General features: G+C 61.6%; 17 protein-coding genes. 10 read left to right on the top strand and 7 right to left on the bottom strand.

Annotated elements, in window-relative coordinates; all coding sequences use genetic code 11:
• Positions 1-102: 102 nt before the first annotated feature.
• Both NF676_RS25605 and NF676_RS25600 read left to right on the top strand, forming a co-directional pair.
• Positions 103-774: a TetR/AcrR family transcriptional regulator gene (locus tag NF676_RS25605; RefSeq protein WP_016772708.1), complete on the top strand. Its 672-nt coding sequence runs from the start codon at positions 103-105 to the stop codon at positions 772-774.
• A gap of 31 nt (positions 775-805) precedes the next feature.
• A complete protein-coding gene (locus NF676_RS25600; RefSeq protein ID WP_252886938.1) occupies positions 806-1660 on the top strand; it encodes a sulfurtransferase in 855 nt (284 codons plus the stop codon).
• Between the two features lie 253 nt (positions 1661-1913).
• Here NF676_RS25600 and NF676_RS25595 read toward each other — a convergent pair whose 3' ends face one another.
• From NF676_RS25595 to NF676_RS25570, 6 genes are all read right to left on the bottom strand, one after another.
• Entirely contained in the window at positions 1914-2921 is a 1008-nt protein-coding gene (locus NF676_RS25595; protein ID WP_252886937.1) for a hydrolase, read from the bottom strand.
• A 71-nt stretch (positions 2922-2992) separates the two neighbouring features.
• Positions 2993-4465 carry a M16 family metallopeptidase gene (locus NF676_RS25590; protein ID WP_252886936.1) on the bottom strand — a complete coding sequence of 491 codons (1473 nt, stop codon included), beginning with the start codon at positions 4463-4465 and terminating at the stop codon, positions 2993-2995.
• Complete coding sequence (locus tag NF676_RS25585) at positions 4462-5802, bottom strand: M16 family metallopeptidase (protein WP_252886935.1); 1341 nt, start codon at positions 5800-5802, stop codon at positions 4462-4464. Before NF676_RS25585 ends, NF676_RS25590 begins: the two co-directional genes overlap by 4 nt.
• 108 nt (positions 5803-5910) lie before the next feature.
• The gene (gene rsmD, locus NF676_RS25580) at positions 5911-6513 is read right to left on the bottom strand and encodes a 16S rRNA (guanine(966)-N(2))-methyltransferase RsmD (RefSeq protein ID WP_041476826.1); all 603 of its coding nucleotides are present in this window, start codon (positions 6511-6513) and stop codon (positions 5911-5913) included.
• Positions 6513-8003 (bottom strand): M16 family metallopeptidase, encoded by a 1491-nt coding sequence (locus NF676_RS25575; protein ID WP_252886934.1) that lies wholly within the window; start codon positions 8001-8003, stop codon positions 6513-6515. The genes rsmD and NF676_RS25575 overlap by 1 nt, the downstream gene beginning before the upstream one ends.
• Positions 7996-9351 (bottom strand): M16 family metallopeptidase, encoded by a 1356-nt coding sequence (locus tag NF676_RS25570; RefSeq protein WP_041476824.1) that lies wholly within the window; start codon positions 9349-9351, stop codon positions 7996-7998. The genes NF676_RS25575 and NF676_RS25570 overlap by 8 nt, the downstream gene beginning before the upstream one ends.
• 608 nt (positions 9352-9959) lie before the next feature.
• On the opposite strand from NF676_RS25570, the gene ftsY reads away from it, so the two are divergent.
• The 4 genes from ftsY to rpoH all read left to right on the top strand — a co-directional run bounded on the left by ftsY (position 9960) and on the right by rpoH (position 14098).
• The gene (gene ftsY / locus NF676_RS25565) at positions 9960-11438 is read left to right on the top strand and encodes a signal recognition particle-docking protein FtsY (RefSeq protein WP_252886933.1); all 1479 of its coding nucleotides are present in this window, start codon (positions 9960-9962) and stop codon (positions 11436-11438) included.
• Positions 11435-12106 (top strand): cell division ATP-binding protein FtsE, encoded by a 672-nt coding sequence (ftsE, locus tag NF676_RS25560; RefSeq protein ID WP_016772715.1) that lies wholly within the window; start codon positions 11435-11437, stop codon positions 12104-12106. The genes ftsY and ftsE overlap by 4 nt, the downstream gene beginning before the upstream one ends.
• Positions 12103-13128, top strand: coding sequence for a permease-like cell division protein FtsX (gene ftsX, locus NF676_RS25555; RefSeq protein ID WP_016772716.1), 1026 nt, complete (start codon positions 12103-12105; stop codon positions 13126-13128). The genes ftsE and ftsX overlap by 4 nt, the downstream gene beginning before the upstream one ends.
• A 115-nt stretch (positions 13129-13243) precedes the next feature.
• The gene (gene rpoH, locus NF676_RS25550; RefSeq protein WP_016772717.1) at positions 13244-14098 is read left to right on the top strand and encodes an RNA polymerase sigma factor RpoH; all 855 of its coding nucleotides are present in this window, start codon (positions 13244-13246) and stop codon (positions 14096-14098) included.
• A gap of 179 nt (positions 14099-14277) precedes the next feature.
• On the opposite strand, the gene mtgA is transcribed toward rpoH, so the two are convergent.
• Positions 14278-15000, bottom strand: coding sequence for a monofunctional biosynthetic peptidoglycan transglycosylase (gene mtgA, locus NF676_RS25545; RefSeq protein WP_095181330.1), 723 nt, complete (start codon positions 14998-15000; stop codon positions 14278-14280).
• A 74-nt stretch (positions 15001-15074) separates the two neighbouring features.
• Here mtgA and NF676_RS25540 point away from each other — a divergent pair, with 74 nt between their 5' ends.
• The 4 genes from NF676_RS25540 (at position 15075) to trmB (ending at position 17318) form a co-directional block, all read left to right on the top strand.
• Positions 15075-15455: a DUF423 domain-containing protein gene (locus NF676_RS25540; RefSeq protein WP_252886932.1), complete on the top strand. Its 381-nt coding sequence runs from the start codon at positions 15075-15077 to the stop codon at positions 15453-15455.
• Between the two features lie 71 nt (positions 15456-15526).
• Positions 15527-15727 (top strand): sulfur carrier protein ThiS, encoded by a 201-nt coding sequence (gene thiS, locus NF676_RS25535; RefSeq protein WP_038861193.1) that lies wholly within the window; start codon positions 15527-15529, stop codon positions 15725-15727.
• A 61-nt stretch (positions 15728-15788) separates the two neighbouring features.
• Positions 15789-16583, top strand: a complete 795-nt coding sequence (locus NF676_RS25530) for a thiazole synthase (RefSeq protein WP_041476820.1) — start codon at positions 15789-15791, stop codon at positions 16581-16583.
• A 9-nt stretch (positions 16584-16592) separates the two neighbouring features.
• The gene (gene trmB / locus NF676_RS25525; RefSeq protein ID WP_024014663.1) at positions 16593-17318 is read left to right on the top strand and encodes a tRNA (guanosine(46)-N7)-methyltransferase TrmB; all 726 of its coding nucleotides are present in this window, start codon (positions 16593-16595) and stop codon (positions 17316-17318) included.
• The last annotated feature ends 19 nt before the right edge of the window (positions 17319-17337 follow it).

Raw genomic sequence — 17337 nt, 5'->3', positions numbered from 1 at the left:
GCTCTAGAAAGTCAAACGACTTCCGTGCACGGCAAGGTTTTATCCATTTCCGGTTAGGTCGTAAGATGCGCCGTCTACGCACTCTGAATTAAAGCTCAAGCCATGGCCCCACGAATAAAAACCAGCGAGCGCATCGTTCAGAACAGCCTGGAGCTGTTCAATCAGCAGGGCGAGCGCAGCGTCAGCACCAACCACATCGCCGCGCACATGGAGATTTCTCCGGGCAACCTGTACTACCACTTCCCCAACAAGCAGGCGATCATCGCCGTGTTGTTCAGTGAGTACGAAGCCCTGGTGGACAGCTTTTTGCGTCCGCCTCAGGGCCGCCCGGCGACCGTCGAAGACAAGCGTTTCTATCTCAAGGAACTGCTCTCGGCCATGTGGCGCTACCGTTTTCTGCATCGCGACCTCGAGCATCTGCTCGACAGCGATGCGGAACTGGCCGCGCGCTATCGGCGCTTTTCCCAGCGCTGCGTGATCCAGGGCGCAGCGATCTACGAAGGCTTCGTCGCCGCCGGCATCCTGAAAATGGACCGTGTGCAGATTGAATCCCTGACCCTCAATGCGTGGATCATCCTGACCTCGTGGGTGCGTTTTCTGTGCACCACCCGGGAAAACTCCAACCACCTCAGTGAACAGGCCGTGAAGCGTGGCGTGTATCAGGTGCTGGTGCTGGAAGCAGGGTTTGTTACCGATCAGGCGCGGGATGAAGTCAACGCACTGTTCGACGAGTTCTATGTGCCGCTGGCGCAGGCCCTTGAAGACGTGAAATAAACCGTTCAGCCGAATTCCACAGGAGCCCGTTATGTCGATTGCGCAGTTGATCAGCCCACAAGTTTTGGACGCTCGCAAAGAGCAGCCGGGGCTGGTGATTCTCGATTGTCGTTTCGCCCTCGAGGATCCGGATTACGGCCAGCGCAGCTACGCCGAAGGGCACATTGCCGGAGCGAGTTTCGCCGATCTGGAACGGGATCTAAGCGGCAAAGTCGAGAAGGGTGTGACCGGGCGTCATCCGTTGCCCGAGCCGGCGGCGCTGATCGAACGCCTGCAAGCCTGGGGCATCAGCAACGACAGCGATGTGGTTTTGTATGATGACGGCCCGGGTGCATACGCGGCGCGGGCGTGGTGGTTGCTGGCATGGCTGGGCAAGCGCGACGGCGTATTCATTCTCGATGGCGGGCTCAAAGCCTGGCACGCGGCCGGCCTGCCGCTGAGCCTGGATCCGCCGAGCGTGACGCCGGGTAACTTCAGTGGCCAGCCGGACATGAGCCTGCTGCTCAGCGCCGAGCAATTGCAGCAGCGCCTCGGCCAGCCAACCCTGACCCTGCTCGACGCCCGCGCCTTGCCGCGCTTCAAGGGCGAAGTGGAACCGATCGATCCGGTGGCTGGACATATTCCCGGCGCGCAGTGTGCGGCGTTCACCGACAACCTCGGCAGTGATGGACGTTTTCTGCCGGCGGAGCAGCTCAAGCAGCGCTTTGCCGCGAAACTGGGTGATCGCTCACCGTCGGAACTGGTCGCCTACTGCGGCTCCGGGGTGACGGCGTGCCATAACCTGTTCGCACTGTGCCTGGCTGGCTATCCGCTGGGTGCGCTGTATGCCGGATCGTGGAGCGAGTGGATCAACGAACCGTCGCGCGGCATTGCCACGGGCGAATAAACCCAGCGATCTCTCTGTAGGAGTGAGCCTGCTCGCGATGGCGGTGTGTCTGTGAGTTAAATGCCAACTGACTCACCGCTTTCGCGAGCAGGCTCGCTCCCACATTGAACCAGGTTGTGCCATGCATTTTCATGCCGACACAAATCCCTGTGGGAGCGAGCCTGCTCGCGAAGGCGTCCTGTCAGGCATTGAATTTCCAGACTGACCCACCGCCATCGCGAGCAGGCTCACTCCTGCAAGGGCCATGCGGCGTTTATTGACCGAGTGCGGCCAGCCATTGCGGAACACGCCGCTCCAGGTAATACCCGGGCCGGCGAAACGAGCCGTCGACGAAGCCGACATGACCGCCACGCGCCTGCAATTCGAACTGGGTGCAGGCTGACAACTCATCGGCTTGCGGCAGGCTGTGGGGAAATACGAACGGATCATCCGCTGCCTGAATAATCAGCGTCGGCGTGCGGATCTCGCCGAGGTAGTAGCGGCTCGAGGCGCGGCGGTAGTAATCCTCGGCATCGGTGAAACCATGCAGCGGCGCGGTGACCCGGCCGTCGAAATCCCAGAACGTACGCATGTTTTCCAGCGAGCCGAGCGCGGCCAGTTTCGCCAGGCCGTCTTCGCGTCCGTCATGCTGGAACTGGCGCTGCTTGTTCTTGATGTAGGCGACCATTTCGCGCATGAAATGCGCCTGATAAACCCGCGAAAATCCCTGGCCAATCCGGTCTGCGCACTGGTCGAGCCTGAACGGTACCGACACCGCCACCGCGCCGAGCACACCGCTGTTGCTGCCGGTTTCACCGAGATGCTTGAGCAGCACATTACCGCCCAGCGAATAACCGACCGCGTACAACGGCGCCAACGGTCGTTTCGCGCGCAGGTGCTGGATGGCTTCGGCAAGGTCTTCGCTGGCGCCGGAGTGGTAGCTGCGCGGCAACAGATTCGGCTCGCCGGAACAACCGCGCCAGTTCAGCGCGACGCTGGCCCAGCCCTGATCGGCCAAGGCCTTTTGGATGCCCGCCACATAGGGCGAATTGGAAGAACCGGTCAAACCGTGCAGCACCAGTACCAACGGCGCCTCGGCACTGTGCGGGCCGTGCCAGTCGAGGTCGAGGAAGTCGCCGTCCTCGAGCCACAGGCGTTCGCGTTCGCGCTCGATGTGCACGGTCTTGCGCCACAGCGGACCCCACAGGGTTTGCAGATGCGGATTGCCGAGGCCGAAGGCCGGAACGAAACGCGAGGCGGGAAGCGGGGACGGTGATTGCACGGCAAATCTCGACAGGTCTTGCGTAAAGCGACCGGCGCACAGGGCGGGCTGTCGCTTCTCAAAGAAAGCGCCTAACTTGCCACAAAGCCCGGGTCGGCGCGACACATGTCCTCTTCAGCCTGACCGATCGGCGCAACCTCCGGTCCAGGCAGTGGCTGTTGCTCGACACTGGGGCCGACCGTAACCGACACCCAGCGATCAACAGACAAGTGACGGTTCATAGCGAGTTTGATGTCGTCCACCGTCAGCCTCTGCACTTGTTGCATTGTGTAATCCAGATCGAGCGGCAAGTCGTAGCGGTTGATCTCCACGAGTCTGGCCAGAATGTGCCGGTTGCTGGCGCTGGTGAGCACATTTCTGTTGGCCAGCCTGCGCTTGAGGTGCTCGAGTTCCGGGGCGGTCGGCCCTTGCCGAAGAAAATCATTGAGCATCGAGCGCACCAAAGCGACGGTGCTGTCGCTCATGGAGCTACCGGTCTGCAAGGTGACGGTCAGCAACCCGGCGCCACCAGCCCAATTGACGCTGGCGCCATACACGTCATAAACCTGTCCGCGCTTGTGCCGCAGTTCATTCATCAACCGACTGTTGCTGCCTCCGGCGAGAATCTGACTGGCGGCGTACAAGGCGGTGTGATCGGCATGTCGTCGCGGCACGCTGATTTGGGCAAAGGCAATGTGGGTCTGCAGTTGATTCAGTTCCAGGTGACTGGACTGGACGTTTCCGGGCGTTGCCATTGCTGAAGACACCAGCGCGTCAGGAGGCTTGGGCAGGGCATTGCTGATCTGCAGGCTGATCGCTTGTGCCTGGTCCAGAGTGAGGTCGCCGACCAGGGTGATTTGTGCATGTCGGGCAGCGTAATAGCGGCGATGGAAATCCTCCACGGCGGCCCGGGTCACGGCATTGAGGCCCCATTGCGTGCCATACACCGGAAGGCTGTAGGGGCTGTCCGGCGCAAGCAGTGCCTTGATGCTCTGCGAGGCCAGACCCGCGGCATCGCCTTGCTCTGCGATGAGCGCGGCGCGCAGTTCGTCTTTCACTGGCGGCAGGCGCTGGGCGCTGAGCGATGGCTCGCTGAATATTCGCGTCAACAGATCCATCGCCGGTAGGCGCTTGGCCGGATCGCTGAGGCTGCGCAGGGAGAACACGGCGCGGTCGTGATCGATATCCATTTCCCATTGCGCGCCGAGCCCGTCGAAGGTTTCGACGATGGCGGACAAATCCTTGCCGGGGATACCCTCATTGAGCATGGAAAAGGTCGTGGCAGCCAGGCCCGGCAGGCTACCGTCGCGGGCGCTGCCTGCGGCGAAGCTGACGTGAATATCGAACATCGGCAGATCGCTCGTGCGCACGAACAGCACCTTGGTGCCGGTCAGGGTTTTCCAGCCCCTGATCTGCAATGCGCGCGGCTTGATTTCCAGCGCCTGGACTTCGCTGAGCGATTGCAGGCGCGATGTCCGCGCTTGTTCAGGCTGACCATCAGCGCAAGCCGCCGCAGCCGACAGCCACATCAGGACCAACCCCGTGCGCCTTGAGGACCTGCTCATCGGACGTCCACCTTGCGCACTTGGGCAACGCTGAGACGCTCGGGTATCAGCCACGTGGCGGCCACTTCGCGGATCTGTTGCGGCGTCACTTTCGCCAATGCAGCGGCATCTTCATCGAGTATTCGCCAAGGCAAGCCGATGGCCTGGAACCTGGCCAGCTGACGCGCCTGTTCCTGAATCGAATCGCGGGCATACACCTGCTGCGCGATCAGTTGCGTGCGTGCCCGCTCGAGCTCTTCCGGCGACGGTGGTGTGGTGCGCAACGTTTCGATCTGCTCCCACACCCGCGCTTGCGCACCTTCAAGATCGGTCAGCGGCGGATCGGCCAGCTCGGCAGTCAACAGCAGCAGGCTGTCGCCGCGCGTGCGTTCGTCGTAGTGAGTGTCGACACGATTGAGCACGCGGTCGGTGAAAATCAGTTTCTTTTGCAGGCGCGCGCCATGTGCGCCGCCGAGTATCGCGTTGATCAGGCGCAGGGCGTGCACGGTGTGCAGGTCTTTGGCCGTGGCCAGTCCGGGCAGATTGAAAGCCATCAGCAACCGCTCTGCTGGGACATTGCGCTGCAAGGTCAGTTTGCGCTCGCCCGGCACTTTCAGCTCCACGGGCCGTAACAGGCGCGGCACGGGACGATTTGCGAGCGCGCCAAAATAGCGCTCGGCCAGCGGCTGCACGTGTGCGAGCGTGACATCGCCGACGATCACCAGTACGGCGTTGCCCGGCGCGTAACGGCTTTGATACCAATGGCGAAGTTCCTCGGCGTCCACGTGCTGCAGGTCGTGCATCCAGCCGATGACTGGCGTGCGATAGCTGTTGGCGACATGCGCCTGGCTGGTGAAGTGTTCCAGCACAGCGGCGTCGACATCGTCGTCGATGCGCAGCTGGCGCTCTTCGCGAATGACTGCCAGTTCGGTTTTCAGGTCGTCGACGTGCAAATCAGCAGTCGTCATCAGGTCGGCCATCAGCTCGAAAACCACGCCCAGATAGCGCGGCGACAAGGTCTGGTAGTAGCCGGTGACGTCCTCGGCGGTGAAGGCATTTTCTTCGGCACCCAGGGATTCCAAAAGACGCGAAGCCTCACCGGCGCAGGTCTTGCGGCTGCCTTTGTAGAGCATGTGTTCAAGAACGTGCGATAGCCCGGCTTGCCCCGGCGCCTCGTCTGCCGAGCCGACCTTGAACCACAAATGCGAAGTGACCAGCGGCGCACGGTGATCCTCGCGCACCAGTACCTGCAAACCGTTTTCCAGGGTGAATTGATGAGTCGGCGGGGGCGTGGCGGCCAGCGTCATGAACGGCGCGAGGCCAAGAAAAAGCAGCATCCGGCTGCAGAGCGTATCCATACGCGAAATCCTCAGTGGTTAACGCAGATTGCGGCAACCACTGTGGCGGACTGCGAGGCACTGGGTGCGGTAACTATCTACCGCACGCTAAAGCGCAGTGCGGATGGTTCAAGCGCTGCGCTGCCACAACGCGTAATACACACGACCGGATTTCTGTTCACGATGCAGGCGCCAGTTGCCCGGCAGGCCCAGCGTCGATGGCGCTGTTTCGCTTTCCGTGTAGATCCACGAATCGGCCGCCAGCCATTGGCGCTCTTCCAGCAAAGTACAAACCGCTGGTAACAGGTTCTGGTTGAACGGCGGGTCGAGGAACACCAGATCGAACGGCGTCGCGGCCTGGGTTTCCAGGTAGCGCAGCGCGTCGGCGGTTTGCACCTGGCCGTTGCTGCAACGCAAGGTGCCGAGGTGCTCTTTCAGGCTGGAAACTGCAACGTTGCTGGCGTCCAGCGCCTGGGCCGTGGCCGCGCCTCGGGACAGCGCTTCGAGAAACAGCGCGCCGCTGCCGGCGAACGGGTCGAGCACTTTCGCCCCTTCGACATAGGGCGCGAGCCAGTTGAACAGGGTTTCACGCACGCGATCCGGGGTCGGGCGCAGGCCCGGTGCGTCGGGGAAGCTCAGCTTGCGGCTGCGCCACTGGCCGCCAATGATGCGCAGCTGGTTCACGCCGTTGTGCACGTTTTGCACAGGTTTTTTCGGTGCTCGAGTGGCCATTAATGCTCCGGAACCCCGAGCGGTTGCTCGGCAGGTTTATCAGATGGGGCCGGTAACGGCTTTTGCGGCACGGTCGGGCCAGCGGTGACGATGACCATTTTCTCCGTGCTCAGGTGTTTGTTCAGCGCATCGCGGACCTGCTCTACGGTCAGGCTCTGCGACTGCCGCATGAAATCGTCGAGATAGCTCAGTGGCAGATTATAGAAGCCCATCGCGCCGAGCTGGCCAACGATGTCGGCGTTGCTCGCGGTGGACAGCGGGAAGCTGCCGGCCAGTTCGCGCTTGGCATCGTCGAGTTCTTTCTGTGTCGGCCCGGTTTTCAGGTAGTCGGCGAGCACGTCCTGCACCAGCTTCAGGGTGCCTTCGCTCATCTCGGCGCGGGTCTGCAGGTTGATCATGAACGGGCCACGGGCCTGCATCGGGCTGAACGCCGAATACACGCCGTAGGTGAGGCCACGCTTCTCGCGCACTTCGCTCATCAGGCGCGTTCCGAAACCACCGCCGCCGAGGATCTGGTTGCCCAGCGACAGCGCGGCGTAATCCGGATCGTCGCGATCGATGCCCAGTTGCGCGAGCATCAGGTTGGTCTGTTTCGACGGAAACTCGATGTGGTTGACACTGGCCTTCGGTTCCTGAGGTGCGGCGATTTTCGCCAGTGCCGGGCCTTTCGGCAGGGCCGAGGAGACCTGATTGGCGATCGCCTCGGCTTCGGCTCGCGACAAATCACCAACCAGCGCAATCACCGCATTGCCGGCGGCGTAGGCCTTGGCATGAAACTCGCGCAATTGCGCCAGGGTGATCTTCGGCACGCTTTGGGCATTGCCATCGCTGGAATGCGCGTACGGGTGATCGCCGTACAGACGCTTCATCAGCTCCAGGCTGGCGAGTTTGCCGGGGTTCTGTTTCTGGTATTCGAAACCGGCGAGCAGCTGGTTCTTGATGCGCGCGAAGGAATCGGCGGGGAAGGTCGGTTTGCCGACCACATCGGCGAACAGCTTCAACGCCGGTTCACGCTGCTCAGGTGCGCTCAGGCTGCGCAACGAGGCCAGCGCCATGTCCTTGAACGCACCGTTGCCGAAGTCGGCCCCAAGGCCTTCAAAACCCTGGGCGATAGCGCCGACGTCTTTGCCGGCGATGCCTTCGTTGAGCATGGCGTTGGTAAGCACCGCGAGGCCGGGCGCGTTGCCGTCCTGGCTGCTGCCAGCGGCGAAGATCAGGCGCATGTCGAACATCGGCAGCTCATGCGCTTCGACGAACAGCACTTTGGCGCCTTCAGCGGTGTTCCAGGTCTGTACATCGAGCTTGCGGCTGGCCGGGGCCTTGCCGTCGAGTTCGGCCAGCGATTGCAGTTTCTGGCTGGTTTTGGCGTTATCCAGGGCTTCGCTGGCGTGGCTGTCAGCGCCGGGCGACAGATACACAGCCGCCGAGCCGATCACCGCGACAGCAATCAGGCCAAGCAGCATCAGGCGTGGGGTTTTGCGCTCACTCATGAGTCGTCTCCAAAGGCAGGACGTGGGCGACGCTGAGACGTTCGCGGGTGAAATACTTTTTCGCGGCGTTCTGGATGTCTTGCGGGGTCACGCTTTCCAGATCGGCCAGTTCGGTGTCCATCAGCTTCCACGACAGACCGACCGTTTCCAGTTGACCGATCGCGGTGGCCTGGCTGGTGATCGAGTCACGCTCGTAGACCAGGCCGGCGATGACTTGAGCGCGGACGCGTTCCAGCTCTTCGGCAGACGGCGCGGTGGTTTTCAGTTGCTCAAGCAGTTTCCACAAGCCGGCTTCGGCCTGGGCGATGGTCTTTTTCTTCTGCGTATTTGGCGTGGCCGACAGGGTGAACAGGCTGTCACCACGGGTGTAGGCGTCATAGTCCGACGAGCCGCCGGAGACCAGCTCTTCGCCACGCTCCAGTTGGGTCGGGATGCGCCCGCTGTAGCCGCCGTCGAGCAGCGCGGAGATCAGGCGCAAGGCGTTGACCGAGCGTTTGTCTTCAGCGGTTGCAATGCTCGGCACGTTGAAGCCAAGCATCAGGCTCGGCAGTTGGGTCTGCACGCGCAGGGTGATCTGGCGTTCGCCGGGCTCGGCCAGTTCCAGCGGTTTTTTCGCCGGTGGCACGTCGCGTTTGGCGACCGGGCCGAAGTAGCGCTGGGCGAGGGTTTTCACTTCGTCCGGAGTGACGTCACCGACCACCACCAGCGTGGCGTTGTTCGGCGCGTACCAGGATTGGTACCAGTGGCGCAGTTCCTCGACTTTCATACGGTCGAGGTCAGCCATCCAGCCGATGGTCGGCGTGTGATAACCGCTGGCCGGGTAGGCCATGGCCTTGTAGCGCTCGTAGGCCTTGGACATCGGCTTGTCATCGGTGCGCAGGCGGCGCTCTTCCTTGATGACTTCGATTTCCTTGGCGAACTCGTCGGCCGGCAGGCGCAGATTGGCCATGCGGTCGGCTTCCAGCTCAAAGGCCACGCCGAGGCGATCGCGGGCCAGCACCTGGTAATAAGCAGTGAAGTCGTCGCTGGTGAACGCGTTCTCTTCGGCGCCGAGGTCGCGCAGGATCAGCGAAGCTTCGCCGGGACCGACTTTTTCGCTGCCCTTGAACATCATGTGCTCGAGCGCGTGGGACAGACCGGTCTGCCCCGGAGTCTCGTAGCTGGAGCCGACCTTGTACCAGATCTGCGAAACGACCACCGGCGCACGATGGTCTTCGCGCACGACGACCTTGAGGCCGTTGTCGAGGGTGAATTCATGGGTCGGTTGCGGGTCGGCCGCCAAGGCCGAAAGGGGCAGGCAGACTGCGCTGAGCAGCAGGCCAGCAGCGCGGCGGGCTAGAGCATTCATTCGTTTTTCAACCTGTTGGGCTGCCCGCTTGGTCTTAGCGTCGGCGGGCGAGAGGTAGGGCGTGTCATTGATCATTACCAGTACCGCGCCGGCGCCTGATAGTGTGCAGGGCAAGGCGCGAGGAGTGTGGTTTGGTTGTTCCAAATAAACTCCGAGCAACGCAGCCCTGCACACTATCAGGCCCGGCCCTCCGGGTGGCGCCTGAAAACGGGCCATACTGCGTTGCAGTCCTTGGCAAGGAAAGCACATTCCCTGCGGCCTGCGCCTTGTCTGGCCCGTTTTCAGGCGGCCACGCGGTACTGGTAATGATCAATGACACGCCCTAGGATACTGATCCGTTTTACTGGCGGCCACGCCTATCAGGCTTCAGGGTTTGATAAGGCTGTATAGGTTCGCGGCGAAAAGCTGTGTTTTTCCCACTAAACTCCGCGTTTTCGCCGATCTTTGCCGGTTTAGATCAACGTTAATACGATCCTTGAGGTGCCTTCGGTGCCTCGACAAAATGTTGCGCGTGAACAAGCTGGGTGAAACACAGTCTGTTCTGCATCGAATATTTATTTGCCGGGGCGCCCTGTTGGCGCGTCGCTACCGTGAGATAGCCGTCCTCCATGTTTGGTTCCAACGACGACAAGAAGAGCCCAGCTGCGGCTGGCGAGAAGAAAAGCCTGTTCGGATGGCTGCGGAAGAAACCGCAGGAACCCGTCGTCGAACAGCCGCCCGCGATTCCTGAGCCGGCCCCTGCGCCTGCACCTGTAATAGAAGAAGAGCCGGCGCCGATTGTGCTGCCGATCGCCGAGCCGGTGCTGCAACCGGAGGTTGAGGCCGAGCCCGAAACGCCGGCCGCTGCCGAGTTGCCGCTGACGCCCGCCGCCGAGCCGTGGCTGACCTTGCCGGTGGCAGAAGAGCCGGTCGCGCTGGTTGAAGAAGCAGCGCCGCATGTGACGCCAGTGATTCCTGCGCCGGTTGCCGAGGTTGCGGCGCAGCCTGTGCCTGAACCGGTTGTCGAGCCTGCGCCGGTCATTTCTGAACCCGCCGCCCCGGTTGTCCCGCCGTCGGAGCCTGCACCGATTGCCGCTGCGCCGGTTGTCGCTCCGGTCGTGCCGGTCGAAGTCCCTGTAGAAGCGCCAGTCGAAACCCCGCGCACCGAAGAAACCAAAGCCGGTTTCTTCGCCCGCCTCAAGCAAGGCCTGTCGAAGACCAGCGCCAGCATCGGCGAGGGCATGGCCAGCCTGTTCCTCGGGCGCAAGACCATCGACGATGACCTGCTCGACGACCTCGAAACCCGTCTGCTCACCGCCGACGTCGGTGTCGAGGCTACGACGCAGATCATCCAGCGCCTGACCCAGAAGGTTGCACGCAAGGAACTGGCAGACGCCGACGCCCTGTACAAATCCCTGCAGGCCGAACTGGCCGCAATGCTCAAACCGGTCGAACAACCGCTGAAAATCGCCTCGCAGAACAAGCCGTTCGTGATTCTGGTGGTCGGCGTCAACGGCGCCGGCAAAACCACCACCATCGGCAAACTGGCGAAGAAGCTGCAACTGGAAGGCAAGAAAGTCATGCTCGCCGCTGGTGACACCTTCCGTGCTGCGGCGGTAGAGCAATTGCAGGTCTGGGGCGAGCGCAACAAGATTCCGGTGATCGCTCAGCACACCGGCGCCGATTCCGCTTCGGTGATCTTCGACGCCGTGCAAGCGGCCAAGGCGCGTGGCATCGATGTGCTGATCGCTGACACCGCCGGTCGCCTGCACACCAAAGACAACCTGATGGAAGAGCTGAAAAAGGTTCGCCGGGTGATCGGCAAGCTCGATGCCGACGCGCCGCATGAAGTGCTGTTGGTGCTCGACGCCGGCACTGGCCAGAACGCGATCAACCAGGCCAAGCAGTTCAACCAGACCGTCGAACTGACCGGCCTGGCGCTGACCAAGCTCGACGGCACCGCCAAGGGCGGGGTGATTTTCGCCCTGGCCAAGCAGTTCGGCCTGCCGATCCGCTACATCGGCGTCGGTGAAGGCATCGACGATTTGCGTACCTTTGAAGCCGAACCCTTTGTCCAGGCACTGTTTGCCGAGCGGGAGCGTTCATGATTCGTTTCGAACAGGTCGGTAAACGCTACCCGAACGGTCACGTCGGCTTGCATGAGCTGAGCTTTCGAGTCCGTCGTGGCGAGTTCTTGTTTGTCACCGGCCACTCCGGTGCCGGTAAATCCACGCTGTTGCGCCTGTTGCTGGCAATGGAACGGCCGACCAGCGGCAAATTGCTGCTCGCCGGGCAAGACCTGAGCACTATCAGCAATGCGCAGATTCCATTTCTGCGTCGGCAGATCGGCGTGGTGTTCCAGAATCACCAGTTGCTGTTCGATCGCACGGTGTTCAACAACGTCGCCTTGCCGTTGCAGATCCTCGGCCTGTCCAAGGTCGAGATCGCCAAGCGCGTCGATTCGGCGCTGGAGCGCGTGGCGCTGTCGGACAAATCCGATCTGTACCCGGGCGATCTGTCCACCGGTCAGCAACAGCGCGTCGGCATTGCCCGCGCCATCGTCCATCGCCCGGCCTTGCTGCTGGCGGACGAACCGACCGGTAACCTCGACCCGCGTCTGGCCGCCGAAATCATGGGCGTGTTCGAAGACATCAACCGTCTGGGCACCAGCGTGCTGATCGCCAGTCACGACCTGGCACTGATCGCGCGCATGCGGCATCGCATGCTGACCCTGCAACGCGGCCGCCTGATCGGCGACGGGGAGGCCGGGGTATGAGTGCGACACGCAGTCCTAAGGTTTCCGAGCGCGTGGCCCCGAAGGCCGCCGATCCGCAACCGCAGAAAAAGAAAAAGCACGACGATGATGACGGCCCGGACTTCGCCACGCTGTTTCGCGCCTGGATCGAAAGCCATCGCGCCAGCCTGCTCGACAGCCTGCGCCGTCTCGGCAAACAGCCGATCGGCAGCTTCTTCACCTGCATGGTGATGGCCGTGGCGTTGAGTCTGCCGATGGGGCTTTCGCTGTTGCTCAATAACGTCGAACGTCTCGGCGGTTCCTGGCAGCGCGCGGCGCAGATTTCCCTGTACCTGCAACTCGACGCCAGCCCGGAGCAAGGCGAAGCGCTGCGTGAGCAGATCAAAGGCATGCCGGGCGTCGCTGATGCCGAATATGTCGGCCGCGATCAGGCGCTGGAAGAGTTCCAGCAGCAATCCGGCCTGGGCGAAGCCCTGCGTGAGCTGCCTGACAACCCTTTGCCGGGTGTGGTGCTGGTGACACCGAACGAAGTCGACAAGCCGACACTCGAAGCATTAAGACAAAAACTTTCCGAGCTGCCGAAGGTACAACAGGCGCAACTTGATCTAGTCTGGGTCGAGCGTCTGGCCGCCATCCTCAAGCTTGGCGACCGCTTTGTCTTCGGTCTGACGGTGCTTTTGGTGTCTGCATTACTTTTGGTGATAGGCAATACCATTCGTCTTCATATTGAAAACCGCCGCACCGAGATAGAAGTGATTAAACTCGTCGGCGGCACTGACAGTTATGTGCGCCGCCCTTTCCTGTATATGGGCGCGTTGTATGGCTTCGGTGCAGGGCTGTTGTCCTGGGGCGTATTGGCGTTCGGCCTGAACTGGCTTAACGATGCGGTGGTCGGACTGGCCGGCTTGTACGGCAGTGATTTCGCCCTGGCCGGTGTGCCAGTGGCCGACGGTCTGTCGCTCTTGCTTGGCGCGGTGCTGTTGGGTTATATCGGTGCATGGATTGCAGTCGCACGTCATCTCAGGGAGCTGGCGCCGAAGTAGAATCTTTTTTGCGCGTGATTGACCTTGCGGTTTTTATGGGAACTTGTACCTGAGTTCCCGGTCAATTTTTCGCAGTGCCGAGAGGCACGAGTATGTGAGTGGGAGGTTTTTTCGTATGACCAATTCTTTGCAACCTGCGTATGCGCTGGTTCCGGGTGCGAACCTGGAAGCCTATGTGCACACCGTCAACAGCATTCCATTGCTGACGCCGGAGCAGGAGCGTGAACTGGCCGAGAGTCTCTACTATGAGCAGGATTTGGGGGCGGCTCGGCAGATGGTGCTCGCCCACCTGCGTTTTGTCGTACACATTGCCCGTAGCTATTCCGGCTACGGTCTGGCTCAGGCTGACCTGATCCAGGAAGGTAACGTCGGCCTGATGAAGGCCGTCAAGCGCTTCAACCCGGAAATGGGCGTGCGTCTGGTGTCGTTCGCCGTGCACTGGATCAAGGCGGAAATTCACGAGTTCATCCTGCGCAACTGGCGCATTGTGAAAGTCGCGACCACCAAGGCCCAGCGCAAGCTGTTCTTCAACCTGCGCAGCCAGAAGAAGCGCCTGGCGTGGCTGAATAACGAGGAAGTCCACCGTGTGGCGGAAAGCCTTGGCGTCGAACCACGTGAAGTGCGCGAGATGGAAAGTCGTCTGACCGGTCACGACATGGCCTTCGACCCGGCTGCCGAAGCCGACGACGACAGTGCTTTCCAGTCTCCGGCCAACTACCTGGAAGACCACCGGTACGACCCGGCGCGTCAACTGGAAGATGCCGACTGGAGCGACAACTCCAACACCAACCTGCACGAAGCACTGGAAGTGCTGGACGAGCGCAGCCGTGACATCCTCTACCAGCGCTGGCTGGCGGAAGAGAAAGCCACGCTGCACGATCTGGCGCAGAAGTACAACGTGTCGGCCGAGCGAATCCGTCAGCTCGAAAAGAGCGCGATGAACAAGCTCAAGTTGTCGATCGCCGCTTAACTGGCGAATCCGCAATAAAAAACGCCCCGATCAGCGATGATCGGGGCGTTTTCATTTCTGTTTCAACACAAATCCCTGTGGGAGCGAGCCCGCTCGCGAAAGCGGTTTATCAGTGCCATCAATGCAAGCTGACACACCGCTTTCGCGAGCAGGCTCGCTCCCACATTGGAATTTCGGTGTTATTCAGCCCAAGGCGCCCGCCGCGAATCGTTCAGCCCGAGCAAGTAACTGTCCCCGCCCAACTGACTCATCTGCTGCCGAATCCACCCAGCCCGGCGCGATACATAACCAGTCGGATGGCTGGCGCTCCACACCCGTGGATTGGGCAGTACGGCAGCCAGATAACTCGCCTGCTGGCGCGACAACGACTTCGCGCTCACACCAAAGTGATGGCGAGCCGCCGCTTCAGCGCCAAACACGCCGTCATCCCACTCGACGCTGTTCAGGTACACCTCGAGAATTCGCTGCTTGGGCCAGAACACCTCGATCAGCGCGGTAAACCACGCTTCCAGGCCTTTGCGCAGATAACTGCGGCCCGACCACAGAAAGAGGTTTTTCGACACCTGTTGGCTCAAGGTGCTGGCACCGCGAATCGAACCGCCCAGTTCGTTGTGGGCCAGAGCAGCCTGAATCGCGCGCAGATCGAAGCCCCAGTGCTCGGGGAATTTCTGGTCTTCGCCAGCAATTACCGCCACTTTCAGGTCATCGGAGATCTCGTTCCACGGTTTCCAGGTGCGCTGCAGGTCAATCGGCTCGCCGTCGACCCAGGATTCGACCTTGCGCTCGACCATCAGCGCCGTGCCCGGCGGTGGCACGAAGCGAAACACCAGCACCAGCAAGACACTGCCGCCGGCGAACCAGAGCAGAGCCTTCGTGAGACGACGGAAAATTGAACGCAGCATAGAGATGGCTTGGCCGAACCCGTGGAGCGGGCCATTATACAGACCCTGCCGATGGCGTCTGACTGGAGTTCCCCATGCTGCGTGGCTTTTTGATGCTGGCTGCTTTTTTCGGATTCACCGGTGTTGCGCTGGGCGCGTTTGCCGCCCACGGCCTGAAAAACCGTCTGACGCCGGAATACCTGACGATCTTCCACACTGGCGTCACCTACCAACTGGTGCACACGCTCGCACTGTTCGGCGTTGCGCTGCTGGCCACGCAGATTCCAGGGCGGCTGGTCACTTGGGCCGGCGTGTCCTTCACCGTCGGCATTGTGTTGTTCTCCGGCAGCCTGTATCTGCTGACCACCACCGGCATCAGCAAGCTCGGTATCATCACGCCGTTCGGAGGCCTGGCGTTTCTCATAGGTTGGTTATGTCTGGGGCTAGCCGCTTGGCGCTTGCAGCTAACCGCTTGACGCTTGGTACTGACCTTTAGGTCATGATCGGGCTAGAATGCCAGCCCCTAAAAATGATGGCGGCGTTGTGCATGCGCATTCAGTTGAACGGTGAGTCCTTTGAACTGCCCGACGGTGAAACCGTTGCGGGCCTGATCACCCGTCTGGATCTGGCCGGACGTCGGGTGGCGGTCGAGCTCAATCTGGACATCGTCCCGCGCAGCCAGCATGCCGACACCACGTTGAACGACGGCGACAACGTCGAAGTGGTCCACGCCATCGGCGGCGGCTGATTGTCCCGGCCCGCAAGGGCACAGAATTCTGCAAGACCCTCACCCTTAAAGAGGATTCCCCATGAGCATCGTTCGTAGCGACAAGCCTTTTGTGCTGGCCGGTCGTACTTACCAGTCGCGTTTGCTGGTCGGTACCGGCAAGTACCGTGACATGGAAGAAACCCGCCAGGCCATCGAAGCCTCGGGTGCCGAAATCGTCACCTTCGCCGTGCGCCGCACCAACCTGGGCCAGATCGAAGGCGAGCCGAACCTGCTCGAAGTGCTGTCGCCGGATCGCTACACCTTCCTGCCGAACACCGCCGGTTGCTACGACGCCATCGAAGCCGTGCGCACCTGCCGCCTGGCGCGTGAACTGCTCGACGGCCACAATCTGGTGAAGCTGGAAGTGCTGGCCGACCAGAAAACCCTGTTCCCCAACGTGATCGAAACCCTCAAGGCCGCCGAAACCCTGGTCAAGGAAGGCTTCGACGTGATGGTCTACACCAGCGATGACCCGATTATCGCTCGCCAGTTGGCGGAAATCGGCTGCATCGCGGTGATGCCGCTGGCCGGTCTGATCGGCTCCGGTCTGGGTATCTGCAATCCGTACAACCTGCAGATCATCCTCGAAGAAGCCAGGATCCCGGTGCTGGTGGATGCTGGCGTCGGTACCGCTTCCGACGCGACCATCGCCATGGAACTGGGTTGCGACGCTGTACTGATGAACTCGGCCATCGCCCACGCCCAGCAACCGGTCATGATGGCGCAAGCCATGCAGCACGCCATCGTCGCCGGTCGCCTGGCGTACCTCGCCGGCCGCATGCCGAAAAAACTCTATGCCAGCGCCTCTTCGCCGCTGGATGGTCTGATCAAGTAAGAGCCATTGATGACTGAATCGAACGACACGCCTGTCCAGCCGGACGAAGGCGACGAGCGCCAACACCGCCGCATCAAGAGCTTCGTGATGCGCGCCGGGCGCATGACCGAAGGCCAGCAACGCGGCCTGGACCAGGGCGCGCCGCTGTACGTGCTGCCGCTGGCCGATGCGCCGGTCGATTACGACCAGGTGTTCGGCCGCTCGGCGCCGCGCTCGCTGGAAATCGGTTTCGGCATGGGCCACTCGCTGCTGGAAATGGCCGCTGCTGCTCCAGAGCAGGATTTCATCGGTGTTGAAGTACACCGTCCGGGTGTCGGCGCGCTGCTCAATGGCGTGCTGACCCAAGGGCTGACCAACCTGCGGGTCTACGATTGCGACGCGATCGAAGTGCTCAACCGCTGCATCGCCGACAACAGTCTCGATCGCCTGATGCTGTTTTTCCCGGATCCGTGGCACAAGAGCCGCCACCACAAGCGCCGCATCGTCCAGGCCTCGTTCGCCGAACTGGTGCGCAGCAAGTTGAAGGTTGGCGGCATTCTGCACATGGCCACCGACTGGGAGCCGTACGCTGAGTACATGCTGGAAGTGATGAACGTCGCCCCGGGCTACCGCAACCTTGCCGAAGACGGCAAATGCGTCCCACGCCCGGCCGAACGCCCGATCACCAAGTTCGAACGCCGTGGCGAACGACTTGGCCATGGCGTGTGGGATCTGAAGTTCGAAAAGATCGCTTAAGCATCACGCAATAAAAACT

This window comes from Pseudomonas siliginis, assembly GCF_024072275.1.
Taxonomy (GTDB): domain Bacteria; phylum Pseudomonadota; class Gammaproteobacteria; order Pseudomonadales; family Pseudomonadaceae; genus Aquipseudomonas; species Aquipseudomonas siliginis.
The sequence above is the reverse complement of the archived record's forward strand: the minus strand, read 5'-3'. Positions and strand labels throughout refer to the sequence as shown.

Coding starts and splice junctions, on each gene's coding strand:
- ftsY (WP_252886933.1), top strand. CDS start 9,960: ATGTTTGGTTCCAACGACGACAAGAAGAGCCCAGCTGCGGCTGGCGAG.
- NF676_RS25600 (WP_252886938.1), top strand. CDS start 806: ATGTCGATTGCGCAGTTGATCAGCCCACAAGTTTTGGACGCTCGCAAA.
- trmB (WP_024014663.1), top strand. CDS start 16,593: ATGACTGAATCGAACGACACGCCTGTCCAGCCGGACGAAGGCGACGAG.
- rsmD (WP_041476826.1), bottom strand. CDS start 6,513: ATGGCCACTCGAGCACCGAAAAAACCTGTGCAAAACGTGCACAACGGC.
- NF676_RS25585 (WP_252886935.1), bottom strand. CDS start 5,802: ATGGATACGCTCTGCAGCCGGATGCTGCTTTTTCTTGGCCTCGCGCCG.
- rpoH (WP_016772717.1), top strand. CDS start 13,244: ATGACCAATTCTTTGCAACCTGCGTATGCGCTGGTTCCGGGTGCGAAC.
- ftsE (WP_016772715.1), top strand. CDS start 11,435: ATGATTCGTTTCGAACAGGTCGGTAAACGCTACCCGAACGGTCACGTC.
- NF676_RS25605 (WP_016772708.1), top strand. CDS start 103: ATGGCCCCACGAATAAAAACCAGCGAGCGCATCGTTCAGAACAGCCTG.
- NF676_RS25570 (WP_041476824.1), bottom strand. CDS start 9,351: ATGAATGCTCTAGCCCGCCGCGCTGCTGGCCTGCTGCTCAGCGCAGTC.
- NF676_RS25530 (WP_041476820.1), top strand. CDS start 15,789: ATGAGCATCGTTCGTAGCGACAAGCCTTTTGTGCTGGCCGGTCGTACT.
- NF676_RS25575 (WP_252886934.1), bottom strand. CDS start 8,003: ATGAGTGAGCGCAAAACCCCACGCCTGATGCTGCTTGGCCTGATTGCT.
- NF676_RS25540 (WP_252886932.1), top strand. CDS start 15,075: ATGCTGCGTGGCTTTTTGATGCTGGCTGCTTTTTTCGGATTCACCGGT.
- mtgA (WP_095181330.1), bottom strand. CDS start 15,000: ATGCTGCGTTCAATTTTCCGTCGTCTCACGAAGGCTCTGCTCTGGTTC.
- thiS (WP_038861193.1), top strand. CDS start 15,527: ATGCGCATTCAGTTGAACGGTGAGTCCTTTGAACTGCCCGACGGTGAA.
- NF676_RS25590 (WP_252886936.1), bottom strand. CDS start 4,465: ATGAGCAGGTCCTCAAGGCGCACGGGGTTGGTCCTGATGTGGCTGTCG.
- ftsX (WP_016772716.1), top strand. CDS start 12,103: ATGAGTGCGACACGCAGTCCTAAGGTTTCCGAGCGCGTGGCCCCGAAG.